The sequence below is a fragment of the Collinsella sp. OM07-12 genome, from assembly GCF_003438275.1.
In the GTDB taxonomy this organism is placed as follows: Bacteria; Actinomycetota; Coriobacteriia; order Coriobacteriales; family Coriobacteriaceae; genus Collinsella.
Genome location: NZ_QSTQ01000004.1, coordinates 67,335 through 82,401 on the forward strand (window position 1 = coordinate 67,335; position 15,067 = coordinate 82,401).

11 protein-coding genes are annotated in these 15,067 nt (G+C 62.1%); 2 read left to right on the forward strand and 9 right to left on the reverse strand.

Annotated features, from left to right (window positions below; translation table 11 throughout):
- The first annotated feature begins 25 nt into the window (after positions 1-25).
- Positions 26-247, forward strand: coding sequence for a hypothetical protein (locus tag DXB98_RS02305; RefSeq protein WP_117743010.1), 222 nt, complete (start codon positions 26-28; stop codon positions 245-247).
- A gap of 462 nt (positions 248-709) precedes the next feature.
- On the opposite strand, the gene DXB98_RS02310 is transcribed toward DXB98_RS02305, so the two are convergent.
- Entirely contained in the window at positions 710-2,047 is a 1,338-nt protein-coding gene (locus tag DXB98_RS02310; RefSeq protein ID WP_117743011.1) for a hypothetical protein, read from the reverse strand.
- A gap of 218 nt (positions 2,048-2,265) precedes the next feature.
- Here DXB98_RS02310 and DXB98_RS02315 point away from each other — a divergent pair, with 218 nt between their 5' ends.
- Positions 2,266-3,447, forward strand: a complete 1,182-nt coding sequence (locus tag DXB98_RS02315; protein WP_117743012.1) for a cation diffusion facilitator family transporter — start codon at positions 2,266-2,268, stop codon at positions 3,445-3,447.
- An 18-nt stretch (positions 3,448-3,465) separates the two neighbouring features.
- Here DXB98_RS02315 and DXB98_RS02320 read toward each other — a convergent pair whose 3' ends face one another.
- The 8 genes from DXB98_RS02320 to DXB98_RS02355 form a co-directional block, all read right to left on the reverse strand.
- Positions 3,466-4,452 carry a hypothetical protein gene (locus DXB98_RS02320; protein WP_117743013.1) on the reverse strand — a complete coding sequence of 329 codons (987 nt, stop codon included), beginning with the start codon at positions 4,450-4,452 and terminating at the stop codon, positions 3,466-3,468.
- Positions 4,453-4,628: 176 nt separating this feature from the next.
- The gene (locus DXB98_RS02325; protein WP_117735945.1) at positions 4,629-6,296 is read right to left on the reverse strand and encodes a formate--tetrahydrofolate ligase; all 1,668 of its coding nucleotides are present in this window, start codon (positions 6,294-6,296) and stop codon (positions 4,629-4,631) included.
- 131 nt (positions 6,297-6,427) lie between these two features.
- Entirely contained in the window at positions 6,428-7,495 is a 1,068-nt protein-coding gene (ruvB, locus tag DXB98_RS02330; protein WP_117743014.1) for a Holliday junction branch migration DNA helicase RuvB, read from the reverse strand.
- On the reverse strand, positions 7,495-8,115 hold the full coding sequence (gene ruvA / locus DXB98_RS02335; RefSeq protein ID WP_117743015.1) for a Holliday junction branch migration protein RuvA: 621 nt from the start codon (positions 8,113-8,115) through the stop codon (positions 7,495-7,497). Before ruvA ends, ruvB begins: the two co-directional genes overlap by 1 nt.
- Entirely contained in the window at positions 8,115-8,636 is a 522-nt protein-coding gene (gene ruvC, locus DXB98_RS02340; RefSeq protein ID WP_035137351.1) for a crossover junction endodeoxyribonuclease RuvC, read from the reverse strand. Before ruvC ends, ruvA begins: the two co-directional genes overlap by 1 nt.
- Positions 8,637-8,930: 294 nt before the next feature.
- The gene (locus tag DXB98_RS02345; RefSeq protein ID WP_117734445.1) at positions 8,931-10,916 is read right to left on the reverse strand and encodes a hypothetical protein; all 1,986 of its coding nucleotides are present in this window, start codon (positions 10,914-10,916) and stop codon (positions 8,931-8,933) included.
- Positions 10,917-11,033: 117 nt separating this feature from the next.
- Positions 11,034-11,396, reverse strand: coding sequence for a desulfoferrodoxin family protein (locus tag DXB98_RS02350; protein ID WP_117734444.1), 363 nt, complete (start codon positions 11,394-11,396; stop codon positions 11,034-11,036).
- A gap of 165 nt (positions 11,397-11,561) precedes the next feature.
- Positions 11,562-15,035, reverse strand: coding sequence for an SNF2-related protein (locus tag DXB98_RS02355; RefSeq protein ID WP_117743016.1), 3,474 nt, complete (start codon positions 15,033-15,035; stop codon positions 11,562-11,564).
- Positions 15,036-15,067 lie beyond the last annotated feature (32 nt).

Sequence of the window (15,067 nt, forward strand, 5' to 3'; positions counted from 1 at the left end):
TTCAAGAAATAAGGCAGGAGGCGTCATGGAGAGGAAGATCGCAAATATAGACGAGTTCCAAGTGGACGAAAACGGGATTCCGCTATTTCCAGCAGGACTGAAGGAAGAAGCCAACCTCTATGTCCTCCCCGACGGGCGTTACCTCCCCTGCGGGGTCTACCGGACCGAAGATGGCGGCTCGCTCATTTATGAGCCATCCGAACTAAGCTTCTTCGGGCAGATGCTTGCCCAATTCAAAGAGAGCTAGAGGCTTGATTGCCCGTTAGATCGACACTGCTCCAAACCAGGGGGCAGGCTATCCTCCACCGCGGCCCGTGAGGTAGAATTATGATTGCCGCGGAATCCGCCTGCGGGCAACGCTCCGATCTCCGATTGGGGTGAAGCCTATGAACTTGTTTCTTGAAATCCTGCGCCTCTCGATGTATGTGACCGGCATTGCACGGAACCTCTACTCGATCTGGCAGGAATATAAGCAGTAACGGATAGCGAAGGGAGTCATAAAGAAAGGGCCGGTTGCAGCCGGCCCTTAAGACACTTGTACCTGCGTTGCCCGCGTCTCCGAAGTGTGACTAGCTAAGGAGCGGGTTCCGCGGCACATCCTGATTTTACCCAGTGGCAAGACTCTTTTACAGCCGTTCCACCGTTTATTTACATCTGCCATCACGGGCGGGATGTTTTGCACTCTCGCGAGCCAACCGGCACCACTCCCCTACTTACCAAAGATCGCAGCGAGTAAGCCCTTTCGTTTGGGCTTTTCCTCTCGGTAAGAGCCCTCGGCAGCTGCCGCCACCTGACGCGGTTGCTCGCCGCCTCCGCGGCGTACGATCTGGTATAGGAAGGGCGATTTAACGTATTTGACCTCGATGGGTGTGGCGTGCACGGTGCTTTCGCTCGACAGTATCACGTTGGGATTGAGCGGTGCCACCACATGCGTCTCGCGCTTGTCGCTAAACGCTACCGCGGCCGCGCGACCCGTCTGGCCGTTCACGGCAATGCGCACCTGCTCGCCGTCGCGGCTATCCGACGCCGGGCGATCGACAAAGTAGACCGGCACCATCACCAGGCCGTCCTTATGCTTGCGGGCCTTGCGCGCCCAGGCGCGGATGCTCTTTTTATTGAGCCCCAGCATCGCCTCGGCATCGTTGCCGGCAATGTTGAGCGCCAGCTTGTCAATGACCACCTGGTCCTTGGTGGACGCATCGACGGAGACAATCCGGAAGTCGCCTTCTTGCATGGCCGGGTCAAACGGCCCAACCTTGGCAAAGTCCCACGGCTCCAGAATGCCCATAAGGCGAACGTCCAGGTAGTTTGCCCTGGGATATGCCCAGTCGAGCACCTCGTAGTACACCAGGGTTTCCTTGTTCAGGCCCTTGCCCGGGAAGGACGCCATCATGCGAAGATCCGCAAGTGCCATGGGGAAGTAGAAGAGCATCATATCGTTTTGGATCGCATCTTCCACATCGTGGCCGGCAAAGGCATCTGGGTATTGGCGTACCAGCTCAAGCGCATTGGCACGCGCCTGCTGCGGCGTTATCTCGCAGGGAATACCCTGCTCGGGCACATATTCCGCACCAACGCCCATGGTCAGACGCTTGCTAAACGTCCCCGGCTTGAGCAGGTCAGCGACACCGATTTTATTGCCGCACGAAGGGCACTCAAACACGCGCTGGGTTGACTCACCCTCAAAGGACGCTCCGCAGAAGGGGCAAGGAATACTCACATGCGTGGCATCTTGGAACTCCTGCGCCGTGCCGCGATCCTCCCACAGCAGATGTTCCAGGACCGACTGATTGCGCCAGTGCGAATTAAAGAAATACCAGTCCGGGTCCTCCGGGCGCTCGAGCTGTGAGACGTGCGTGAGCTTAAGCAGCCCATCGACAACCGTCAGCGGCGCATGGCGAATGCCCAAGGCGCTTTTGGGCTCCCCCGCATCGGCCTGCCACGGAATGACCGCACCGCAATAGGCGCACTCAAAGCTGCGCTTAGCCTGGTGTGAGTACATGGGGCCGCCGCAGTTTTGGCATTTAATAGCAAACATCTCATCCATGGAAACGTCCTCCTTTGCACAGGGGCTGTCGACATTAAGTATGTCGAGTAAACAGTCACATGCCCATACCCATGTGGCCCAAAATGGACCACCCAGGCAGACGAGAAGACTCGCTCGTTAGCACCGGCAGACTATTGCTGCATTTTCTGATCATCGGTGCACGGCGCCCCCGCGCGAGCTACACTATCCCCTTAAACATGATTGTGAGGACGATCGCCATGCTATTTGTTCATCGACTGGTACATAAACTTGTTCCCGGCAGCGAGGGCGAGCCGGTCGATGCCGGCACCCGCACCAACGCGGGCTTTGCCGCAAGCCTCATCTGCATTGGCCTCAACATCACCCTGTGCCTGGCCAAGGGCATCGCGGGCCTGCTCGCCGGTTCCGTCTCCCTCATCGCCGACGCTTTCAACAACCTCTCCGATGCCTCGAGCAACATCGTGAGCCTGCTTGGGTTCCGCCTTGCCAGCCGCCCGGCAGACGAAGGTCACCCCTATGGCCACGGCCGCTATGAGTACCTAGCCGGCCTATTCGTCGCCGTCCTGGTTTGCGCCGTCGGCATCAACCTGATCCTCGAGTCGGTCACTAAGATCATCAAGCCTTCCCCCACCGCATATTCGGTGCTCTCCTTAGCCGCCCTCGTCTTGTCCATGCTCGTTAAGCTCTGGATGGCCGCGTTCAACCGCGCACTGGGCAACCGAATCGATTCCGAGACGCTCATCGCCACAGCACAGGACTCCAAAAACGATGTCATCACCTCGGGCGCGGTCTTGACGGCAGCACTTATTTCGCAAACGACCGGCTTTGACCTCGATGGCTGGGCAGGCCTGGGCGTGGGCATCTTCATCTGCATCAGCGGCATGGGCCTCGTGCGCGACGCCATCAGTCCACTGTTGGGACAGGCACCCAGCCCTAAGCTTGTTCAAGCGATTCGCGACAAGATCATGTCGTATCCGCAGGTCCTGGGCACGCACGACCTCATGGTGCACGACTACGGTCCCGGCCGCCAGTTTGCCAGCGCCCACGTGGAGATGCCCGGCGAGGGCGACGCGTTTGAGCACCACGAGATCCTGGACACCATCGAGCACGACATCAAGCGCCAGATGGGCATCGACATCACGCTGCACTGCGACCCCATCGCCACCACCGGCGACGACCTGCGCGGCTGGGTCAAGCGCGGCGTCATGCAGATCGATCCCGCGCTCTCCATCCACGACCTGCACGAGCACGACGGGTTCGTTTCGTTTGACCTGGTGCGTCCCGACGGCTTTGACATATCCGACGAGGAGCTGCTGGAGCTCGTCACGCGCATCGTGCACGAGCGCCGGCCCGACGTCTCGTGCGTCGTCACGTTTGACTCGGGCTTCAGCTCGCCCGACCGTCCGGCAGAGCAGCTGTAGCCCCGCTCCACTCGGCCGCTAGTTTCCCTGTGCACCCAAAATGCCGTTTTGTAGGGCGTTCCAGGCATCTGTCGCCATGTCTCCCAAGTTCTGCGCGGTATCGCCCAGGTTTTGTGTCGTATCGCCCAGCTCTTGCGCCTTGTCTCCCAATTCCTGCGCCTTGTTGCTCAGGTCCTCCAGCATGTTGGAGCTCGAGCTGTCGGTGCCGCTTTGGCCGTCGGACGAGTTGCCCGAGCTGTTCTTATGCGTGAGTTGAATTTCAAGGTTACCGTTGTCGTTATAGTAGGCAGAAGTAACGACCCAGTTGGCATCGACGACGGGCGTTGAGCCATCATCAGTCAGAACCACGGCATTCGAAAGATCAGCGCCGCGCGACTTGAGAATCTTTTTGGCGTTGGACCAGTACTGTCCCGGGATATCGCCCAGCTCTACTGCACCCACCTGGGCGACCTCTGTCTGCTCGGCCGTCGTGCTGGTTGTAGCGCCTCGCTTGTTGAGCATGCCCGACACAATGGCGAACACAATCGAGAGGGCAAAGAAGATCGCCAGCACAATGAGGATTTTCTTGATCACGCTCGACGAACGCGACGGCTTCTTCTCCTCGTCCTCGCCATATTGCGGAATCGACTTGGGGTACTCGCGATACGGCTCCCGCGACTCGTAGCGAGGCTGCGCCGTGCGAGGCATATACGTCGTCTGCTGAGGCTGCGGAATGGGATTCTGCGGCAGGTCATCATAGGGATTCGGCGTCGAGGCGGCATAAGAATCCTGCGGCGCGTAATCAAACGGGTCCGGAGCTGCGTTGCCATAGGGGCCATGCGAAGATGCAGCGTAAGAATCCTGCGCCGTGTCGCCATAGTCCATAACCCGGGTGGGCTCGGCAGAAGGCTGCGTCGCGGCGGGGTCGGTATAGCCGGGGTTGGGAACAACGCGGGTCGCATCGGCGCTATCGCCAGCCTGCGCGGAGCCGTACCCGCCCATCACGGTTGTCTTGTCCTGATCCATGCAGCGATTCCTTTCCGTCGCCTGTAAGCATCAAGTTATCCATGCATTCTACCCGCGCAAAAGCCTATGATGGGCAAAGCCCGTCGGTATCTACAAGACAAGCGCGTCCAGAAACAAAAGCCCCGCCGGGCCTTGGTAGGCGCGGCGGGGCGGGCAAGCGGCTATGAGCAGCAGGCTTAGAACAGGCCGGTGATGTTGCCGTCGTTGTCGACGTCGATGTTCTCGGCCGCGGGAACCTTGGGCAGGCCCGGCATGGTCAGAACGCTGCCGGTCAGCGCGACCACAAAGTGGGCACCGGCGGAAACCTTGAGCTCGCGCACCGTGATGCGAAAGCCCTCAGGAGCGCCCAGCGCCTTGGCGTTGTCGCTAAAGCTGTACTGGGTCTTGGCAACGCACACCGGCAGGTTGCCAAAGCCGTTCTCGCGCAGCTCGGCGAGCTGGCGCTTGGCAGCCGGCGTAAAGTCGACGCCATCGGCGCGGTAGACCTTAGTGGCGACAGCCTCGAGGGCGTCGGCCACATCGGCACCGTCCTCGTAGGCAAACTTGAGCTCACTCGGCTGCTCAATCAGGCGCATGACCTCATCGGCCAGGTCGAGCGCGCCCTCGCCGCCCTTGGCCCAGACCTCGGAAAGCTTAACGTTGACGCCGAGCTTCTGACACTCGGACTCGATGAGCGCAAGCTCGGCCTCGGTGTCCGTCGGGAAGCGGTTGATAGCGACCACGCAGGGCAGACCGTAGACGTTCTGGATGTTGTCGACGTGGCGCAGCAGGTTGGGCATGCCGGCCTTGAGGGCCTCGAGGTTCTCCTCGTTGAGATCGGCCTTGGCAACACCGCCGTTGTACTTAAGGGCGCGAGCGGTCGCGACGATCACGACAGCGTTGGGACGAACGCCCGTCATGCGGCACTTGATGTCCAGGAATTTCTCGGCACCCAGGTCGGCACCAAAGCCGGCCTCGGTAATGGCGACATCGCCAAAGCGCATAGCCATGCGCGTGGCCATGATGGAGTTGCAGCCGTGGGCGATGTTGGCGAAGGGACCGCCGTGGACAAACGCGGGCGTGCCCTCGAGCGTTTGCACCAGATTGGGCTTGAGCGCGTCCTTAAGCAACGCGGCCATGGCACCCTGGGCCTTAAGGTCGCGGGCACGGACGGGCTCGCCGGCAAAGCTGTAGCCGACAACGATCTCGCCCAGGCGCTCCTTAAGATCGTTGATGCTCGTGGACAGGCACAGGATCGCCATGACCTCGGAGGCGACGGTGATATCGAAGCCGTCCTCGCGCGGCACGCCCTGGGCCTTACCGCCAATGCCGTCGATGACGTGGCGCAGCTGACGGTCGTTCATGTCGACAACGCGCTTCCAAGTGATGCGCTTAACGTCGATGCCGAGCTGGTTGCCCTGCTGAATATGGTTGTCGAGCATGGCTGCCAGCAGGTTATTGGCGGCACCGATGGCATGGAAGTCGCCGGTAAAGTGCAGGTTGATGTCCTCCATGGGGATGACCTGGGCCCAACCGCCACCGGCGGCACCGCCCTTCACGCCAAACACGGGACCGAGCGAAGGCTCACGCAGGGCCACAGCGCTCTTGACGCCGCGACGGCGCAGGCCATCGGCCAGGCCGATGGTCGTGGTGGTCTTACCCTCGCCCGCAGGCGTGGGGTTGATGGCGGTCACGAGGACAAGCTTGGCCTGGTGATCGGTCGGCTCGTTGAGCAGGGAATAATCGACCTTTGCCTTGTCAAAGCCGTACGGAATCAGATGCTTAACGTCGACGCCGGCGTTCTTGGCCACCTCGGTAATAGGCAGCGGCGTAACAGAACGTGCGATTTCGATGTCAGTAGGCATGGGCGGTCCTTTCGTTACCGGATGAGAAAAAGACCAATCCAGCATAGCACGGGCGCGCAATAGTAAAACACCCGTAACCGACGAACGGCGATATGTTTACCCAATGCCCAGCGATAGCCTACAAACCCATCCTAAACGGTCGGCTCAATTCCCAAATGCTCAAAGGTGCGAAGGGTTGCCTGACGGCCCTGCGGCGTACGAATCATCAAGCCGCACTGCAGCAGATATGGCTCATAGACATCCTCAAGCGTTCCCGGGTCCTCGCCCACCGCGCTGGCAAGGGCCGTAAGTCCCACGGCACGACCGGAAAACGTCTTGGCAAGCGTCTCCAAGATACGAATATCCATCCAGTCCAAGCCAAGCTCGTCGATCTCGAAAAACTCGAGCGCCTGACGGCAGATATCGAGCTCGATGGGGCCGCTGCCGCGCACCTGCGCGTAATCGCGCACGCGCTTGAGCAGGCGATTGGCAAGGCGTGGCGTGCCGCGCGAACGCGAGCCGATCTCGAGCGCACTGGGATGGTCGATCGTCACGCCCAGGATAGTCGCCGAGCGCGTCACAATCTGGGCGAGCTCCTCGACCGTGTAGTAGTCCAGGCGATATGAAATGCCAAAGCGGTCGCGCAACGGGCCGGTCAACATGCCCGAACGGGTCGTTGCCGCTACCAGCGTAAACTTGGGAATATCCAAGCGAATCGAGCGCGCAGCCGGACCCTTGCCGATCACGATATCGAGCGCAAAGTCCTCCATCGCGGGATACAGAACTTCCTCGACCGAACGGTTGAGGCGGTGGATCTCGTCGATAAACAGCACATCACCCGGCTGCAAGTTAGTCAGGATGGCCGCCAGGTCGCCCGTGCGCGCGATGGCAGGGCCACTCGTGGTCTTGATCTGAGCGCCCAGCTCGTTGGCGATAACGGTGGCCAGCGTGGTCTTGCCCAGGCCCGGAGGACCCGAGAAAATCACGTGGTCGAGCGTCTCGCCACGGCTCTGCGCGGCCTCAATCAGCACGCGCAGGCTCTGCTTGATGTGCTCCTGGCCGCAGTAATCGTCCAGGCGCTGGGGACGCAGGGTACGGTCGACATCGAGGTCTTCGGGCGTCAGCTCCGAGCCCACCATGCGCTCACCGTGTGCCATGGATGCCGCCGGCGAGTTGCCGGGCGTCGCCCACAGGTCCTGAGAGTCATCGGCTTCCCACATCACGCATCCATTCCGAGTCGCTTAAGCGCCGCGCCGAGCAGATCCTCGACACGCATATCCTGCCCATCATACCCGCTCAAGGCGACCTCGGTCTCCTGCGGGCTAAAGCCCATGGAGAGAAGCGCCGCGCGAGCGTCATCGATTGCCGAAGAAGCGGCGGCGGGCACCGGCATTGCGACCTGGCCGGGAATCACGTCGACCGGCACAAAGCCCTTGTCCTTGGCAAAGGTGCTCTTGAGTTCCAGGATCAGGCGCTGAGCTGTCTTTTTGCCCACACCGGGTACCTTGGCCATGCCCTTGTCGTCCTCGGCCATCACCAGCGAATACAGCTGTCCCACCGTATAGGTGGAAAGCACGGCAAGCGCCAGGCGCGGACCGACGCCCGAGACGGACACGAGCCTGTCAAACATCGTGCGCTCGTCCTTGGAGGAAAAACCGAAAAGTGTCATGGCGTCCTCGCGCACCTGCATACGCGTGTAGAGGCGGACCTCGCCGCCGGACGTCGGCAACGTGGCCGCAGTGCTGCCCGAGATGCCGAGCTCAAAGCCAACGCCCGACACATCGACGACAGCAGAGCTCATCGTGGCTTCGACAAGCGTTCCGTGGAGCTGGGAAATCATCAGTATCCGGTTCCTCTCTGTTGATAGAACTCGCCACCGGTAAGCGCCCGGGTGCGGCTGAGGTTTACATGGCAGATGGCGCAGGCCAGGGCATCGGCGGCATGGTCGGGATGCGGGTCGTGGTCGAGCTGCGTGAGCGTGCGTACCATGTAGGCGACCTGCCGCTTGTCCGCGGCGCCGGTGCCCACCACAGCCTGTTTGATCTGCATGGGCGTGTACTCGCCAATCTCGAGCGCGCACTCCGAAAGCGCCACGAGCGCAGCACCGCGGGCATGCGCCGTGGGGATGGCCGAGCGGACGTTAGCGCCAAAGTAGATGCTCTCGATAGCAGCGGTATCGGGACGGTAGCGTTCGACGACGCCCTTGAGGTCGCGGGCGATATGCGACAGGCGCACCGCGAGCGGACTTCCGGCACTGGTCTCGATGCAGCCATAGGCACGACAGCGAACCTCGCCACGCCGCTCCTCGATAATCCCCCAACCCGTATGGGCCAAACCGGGGTCGATACCCAAGATAACCAAGCCAGCCTCCCCTCGCCAAAAGCACGGCGCAAGGCAAGGCCTCGCGCATCATTCACGAACGTCTGTTCTAGAATAACACAACAACGGCCGCATCTAGCAAGCAAGGTTGAACCATAGGTTGAGCATAAGTCAGCGAGCGAGTCCCTGCCGTGGCAAGGTGTCGCGAAAGAGGAGCGCCGCGTACTTCTGTACGCAAGCGACGGTTTGAGCGGCAGATTACCCGGCAGGGGCTCGCGCAGCGTCGACTCGTTACGCGGTTTGGCAAAACCGCGTAACCTTGGCCCCATCCCCAGTTTAGTTCTGCGAGAAGAATGGGAACTGTCGGGGATCAACCGGCGGATGCGGCATCGGGCCACCCTGGGGACCACCTTGCGAGCCGCCCTGACCGCCCATCATCTTATCGATGGCGTCCTGAACCTCGCCCTCGAACTTCTTCATTCCCTCGTGCAAACGACGCTGACCGTCCTCAGAGCGCAGCTCCTCCATCTGCTCGGGCGAAATACCCAGTAGCTCGCCCAGTATGCCCATCATCTCGCCGCGCATACGCTCACTCGTATCCTCGTCAGCAAAACGGCGCACCTCGGCGCGTGCCAGCGAATCAACCGTCATACGCTCCTTGCCGTTAAGCCCCAGGTCGGACCACGCGAGCATGTACGGCCAAGAGCGCTCGGCAAACGAGCGGGACGAGACGATCGGTGCCGTCGGCAACATGCGGCGGGCAGCCTCACCCTGTCGAACGAGCATCAGCAGCAGCGAGCAGGCCTCAGGCTTGCCAGCGGCCATCGGGATATCGTCGAAAGATCGATTGCGGTCCACGTGCGCCTCGAGCGCGCCATCGACCTCACCCGGCTCAAGCCCGCCGAGCAGCTGTGCCGCGCGGTCGAGCATATCGACCGGACCGTCAAGCGTCGAGAGCGCCTGCGCCAGCACTCGCTCCATACAATCTTCCACCGCGTTGAGCGTCACGAGCTCTTGGGGCACCACGGCAGACGTGCGGTTGCGCACACGCGTCACAAACTCAAGCGTCGACAGGTACACATCGCCAAAAGGCGCGTAATCGCCCTGATAGCCGCCGCAAAGCGCCGGCGCCGCCAGCGCGTACTCGGTCTTGGAAAGCGGGCTCAGCGCCATCGCACCCAGCTCGAGCGCCGTGTCCTCCAGCATGAGGCCCAGCGTGCGCGAGCGCAGACGCTCGGCATCGCCCGCCGACACGTCGCGATCGAGCACACGCGCCGCATCCGGCGCATCGCGCTCGACAGTGCGAATGTGCAGACGCTCGGCGATGGCGCGGACGGCGGCACAGCGGGCAGCCTCCACCTCCTCCTGCGCCGGCGTAAAAATACGGTTGCGCCCCAGCACCAGGCCAATCACATTACGCGGGCCCAGAGCGTCGACGGCCAGCGCCGCCAGCAGGGACGACGGCAAGTCACCCTCGAGTGCCAGCACAGCACGCGACGCACCGTGGGCTCGGGCGTTGTCGCGCACGGCGAGCACCAGCGCCTGCCACAGCCACTCCTCGGAACGGAACTCGGGCAGTTCGTGATCTTCCAGGGCATCGAGCATCACGCCGCGCTGAATCTCCTGAACCAGCAGGCTCTCCTCAAAACACGGCGCCTGGGCCACCACGCGACCGCAGTCGTCGAGCACAAACGAACCGCCGGTATACACCGACTCGTCATAGGCACCGACCGGCGCCATGCAGGCAAACCACACGCTGCGCTTGGATGCGATCTTGCGGTAGGCGCCGCTGCGAACGGCGGCAATGGCAGCAGTCTCGCGGTCGGTCATGTCAAACGCGTTGAATTGGAAATACGCAATGAGGTCGACGCCAGTCGGCAGCATCTCGAGTTCGCGGTCCAAGTCAAAAATCACGGCGATGCGCACGCCGTCCACGTCGAACACCGGCGGCGCCCAACGTGTATCGTTGTTCTCGCCACGCTGCAGGGCAATGCTCGAACGCGCCGGCACCACATGACCGTCCTTAAGCATCATGTAGTCGAGCAGCGGCTGGCCCTCAAACGAAACCGCCGCGGGCACGATGCAGATCATATCGAGCTCTTGGATACGCCCGGCAACACCGGTCAGACCCGTCAGCACGTCGTGCTCAAAGTCGGCAGCGCCCACCAGGCCGCCGGGCAGGGCTCCCATAAAGAGCGGAGCTGGCACGCACAGCACGCGCGCGCCGCGCTCATGAGCCAGGCGCGCCTGGTCCTCGATGCGACCGCAAATGCCCTCAATATCACCCAGGCGCATATCGATCTGTGCAAGTGCGAGCTTCATGGCTCAGCCCTTTCCGTCGTAAACCATCGTTGTCGTAGTAAAAGCGCCGGCCGCATGATGCAGTCGGCGCTCGCATGTGCATATGCTAGCTATGATACCCCGAGCGGGGGCGCGCTCCTAGAACGTCGCGGACCACAGCCCATGCAGGTTGCAATAGGCATAGACGGTACCGGTCTTGGAGCCGCCGGCAAAAAACGTCGCGGGCTTCATGCCGGGCTCAAGGTAATGGACCTCCAGGCGGCCTTCGGCTTCAAGGGCAATCCACTCGATGTAGTGCTCGGGCAGCATGGGGTGCTCCGTCGAGCCAACGCGTGCGCGAATCACGTGACCGTCACGCTCGGTCTCGACGACGGGCACGTGCTTCTCGTGCGCCGCGTCCTCGGTGTTCGCGGTCAGCTCCGTGCAGCCGGCAGGGGTTGCAACGTCGTTGCCGAGAGCGGCGATGAGCTTACCGTCGGGGTCCTTAAAGAATTTTGCCATGATGTTCTCCTTTGCTGATGTGCCAATATTCCTGATGGTTCTTATGCCCAAATGCAGACAAACCATCCACGGCATAGCAAATGAACACATAACGGATCAGGCAAGCGGTCGGGCCAAAATGCGTCGACCGTCCTGCCCACTCCAGCAGTCCCACCCCGCGCGCAGCTAGCGCCCGTCGCCGCCGAGCAGTGTCAGAACATCTTCGCGGGTAAACAGCGCCGACGAGATGCCGTCGCCGCCGAGCACGCTGTTGACCAGATCGCGCTTGGACTCCTGCATCTGCATAATGCGTTCCTCGATCGTGTCCTTGGCGATGAGCTTGTACACGGTCACGGTGTGTTGCTGGCCAATACGATGCGCGCGGTCGGTCGCCTGATCCTGTGCGGCCACGTTCCACCACGGGTCGTAGTGAATGACCACGTCGGCCGCCGTCAGGTTAAGGCCCACGCCGCCCGCCTTGAGCGAAATCAAAAAGACCGGAACCTCGCCCGCTTGGAACTGTGCGACCATCTTGGCGCGGCTCTCCTTAGACGAAGCGCCCGTGAGCTTAAGGAAAGCGATGTCCTCCTTGGCCAAGCGCTTACCGATGATATCGAGCATGCCCGTAAACTGGCTGAACAACAGGATGCGATGCCCGCCGTCGAGGGCGCCGTACACGAGCTCCATGCACGTATCGAGTTTGGCGCTCCCCGCCTTGTAATCCTCGTAGTGTAGACGCGGGTCGCAGCAGATCTGGCGCAGCTTGGTAAGCTCGGCGAGCACCTTGAGCTTGTCTTTCTTAAACTCGGATGCTTCGCGATGCTGCACCTGCTGGGCGATGCGGTCCTGGTTGGCCAGGTAGAGCTTGCGCTGCTCGCCGGTGAGCTGCGCCATGACCGTATCCTCGATCTTCTCGGGCAGGTCGGCCACCACGTCTTCCTTTACGCGACGCAGCACAAACGGCGATACGAGCGCCTGCAGGCGGGCGGCGCTGTCGCCCTCGGCATGCTCGACGGGACTCTCAAAGCGCTTGGCAAACGACTCGCGCGTGCCCAGCAGGCCCGGCATCAAAAAGTCGAAGATGCTCCAGAGCTCGGATAGGCGATTTTCGATGGGCGTGCCCGTCAGGGCAAAGCGCACGCCGGCCGGCAGGCGCTTTGCGGCGCGTGCCACCTGGGTGAGCGGGTTTTTAATGTACTGGGCCTCGTCGAGCACCACGCGGGCAAAATCCTGCCCGGCGTACTCGTCGATATCGCGGCGCATAAGGTCATACGACGTCACGACCACGTTATGCTCTGCCACGCCGGCAATCTGCACGCGGCGCTGCGCCTTGGCGCCCACGATGGCGCACACATCGAGCGAGGGCGCAAAGCGCTCCAGCTCGGCAGTCCAGTTGTACACGAGTGAGGCCGGGCATACCACGAGCGTGGGCTTGGTGTCCCCCGCCTCCACGCGCGCCAGGATATGCGCGATCATCTGGAGCGTTTTGCCCAGGCCCATGTCGTCGGCCAAGATGCCGCCGAGGCCCAGGTGTTCGAGCGAGCCGAGCCACTGATAGCCGTCGACCTGATAGCCGCGCAGCGTGGCCTTGAGCGAGGCGGGCACCGTAAAGTCCATCTTGCCGAGCGTGTCCAGGCGCTCGACGGTACGACGGAACGCGGCGTCGCGATCGGCCTCGAGCGCCGGCGTGTGCGCAAGCATGCTATCGACAAACAGGGTACTCGACGCGGGAAGCGACACACCGTCGAGCAGGTCGACAGCATCGACACCCAGGTCCTCGGCGAGGCCATACGCGGCTCGGGCTCCCTCGTCCAGGCGAATGATGTCGCCGGACGTAAGGCGCGCAAACGTTTGATGACGCTTGTACGAATCGAGATAGACGGCAAGGTCTGCCGCCGAAAGCCCGCTCGCGCCCAACTCGACGTCGAGCAAGTTGCTCTTAACGGTGGCGCGCACCGAAAGTTTGGGTGCAGGGCGCACCGAGATCTGGCGCAGGCGGTCGCTGAGCATAACCTCGCCCAACTCGGACAGGGCAGACAGGCCCTCGGTCAGCAGGCAGAACAAGCTCTCGTCATCGCGCTCCTCAAACGCCAGGCCGCCCTCGTAGAAATCGAAGTACAGGGCCGCCGTGTCCATAACGCGAAACTCCGCCACCTCGTCGCGCGGCGGAACGCCCGGGCGGCGCTCTTCGAAGGGGCTGCCCGGAGCGCCCAGGCTAAAGAGATCTGCCGACCAGTCGCCGTAGGTAACCGTAATTATGCAGGTCACGAGCCCATCGTCGACGCCAATCTCAAAATGGAAGCTCGCCTCGGGTGCCACGGCATCAAGGGCGGCGGGAGCGGTCAGGTCGGTGTAGTCGCGCAAGATCGGCAGCGCCATGCGGCAGAACTCGCCCACCTGGTCGGCGGCGACATGGGCCGGCGTGCGGCAGGGCAACAAGCGCGACAGGAACGACGCCGCGTGTTGGGCAAACGCCGCGTCGGCACGGCGCGCGCGGCGTGTGTCGACCAGGTAGGCAACGTTGTCCGAGGCGAAGCAATACATATCGGCCGGCAGGCGCAGGTCATAGCTACCTCCCGCCGCCGGAGCAATCTTTGCGGCGAGGAGCGGTGGGCGGCAAGTCGGGGCTTCGTCTTCTCCCTGCGGCGACGGCTCGACCGCCACCTCGTAGGAGCGATGCGTCGTCGTCCCCCGCGACCAGGCAGGCTCAAAGGAAATGGTCCTACCGCGCAGCAGGTCCAGCACGGACACGATGGAATACTCGGATAGCGGCAACTGACGCTCGGTGACAAAACCGCTGCGGGCAAAGTCGTACGACGCCGAGCGCGAACTCGTGATGTCGCTCAGGTAGGCAACCGTCATCGTGACAAGGTCGAGCAACTTTGTCGACACGTCATCGAAGGCCTCGGGCACATGGACAAACGTAAGCTTCTTGCCGTAAGAAAATGTGCCGCCGCGCACATAGGCATCGGCCATGCCGTCGATATCCTTAACCACATAGGACACCGAACCGCAGCGGATGCGAAACTCGAGCGCCCAGCTAAAGCGCTCGCCAAACAGCGGATTGTAGTACGGCACCAACGAGGGCTCCAGTACCGCTTTGGGAGCATCGGGATCAATGGCGCCGGCGAGCTTGCGACGCATGACCACGAGCTCGTCCATGCGCGCTTCCGACAGATCGGAGAGCGCCGCCATAAGGCTCGGGCTCGTGGGAACGGGCGCCGGGAAGGGAAAGTTAGGGTTGACCGCAGATGCGGTGGGCGCGGGGCGGGCGGACTGCTTGGATTGTGCGGGCGGTACCGTAGTCGTGCGAACCGGCGTGCGCAAGCCCTCGACGGGCTCGGCGCCACTGGCATCCAGATACGCCAACGCCGTGGCGATAGCGTGTTTGCACATGCCGGAATAGCGAAAGGCGGCCGGGCAATCGCAGTCGTAGTCGACAACCTCGTGCTCGTCCATGTCGAGCGCCACGTGCGTCTTGTACAGGTCGCCGCGCGAGCCGCGCACCGAGCCCTCGACCGTCACGTTTTTGGAGAAGCGCGAGCCGCTGTCCTCGATTGACAGCACGGCACCGTTGAGCATGAGCGAACGCCCCTTCATAAAGGTGCCGCTCAACGCCGCCTCTTTGCGAAGCGCCTGTACAAACGTCCCCTGTGCCATCGCTTCCTCCAATCCACACAGGGTAGCTAATT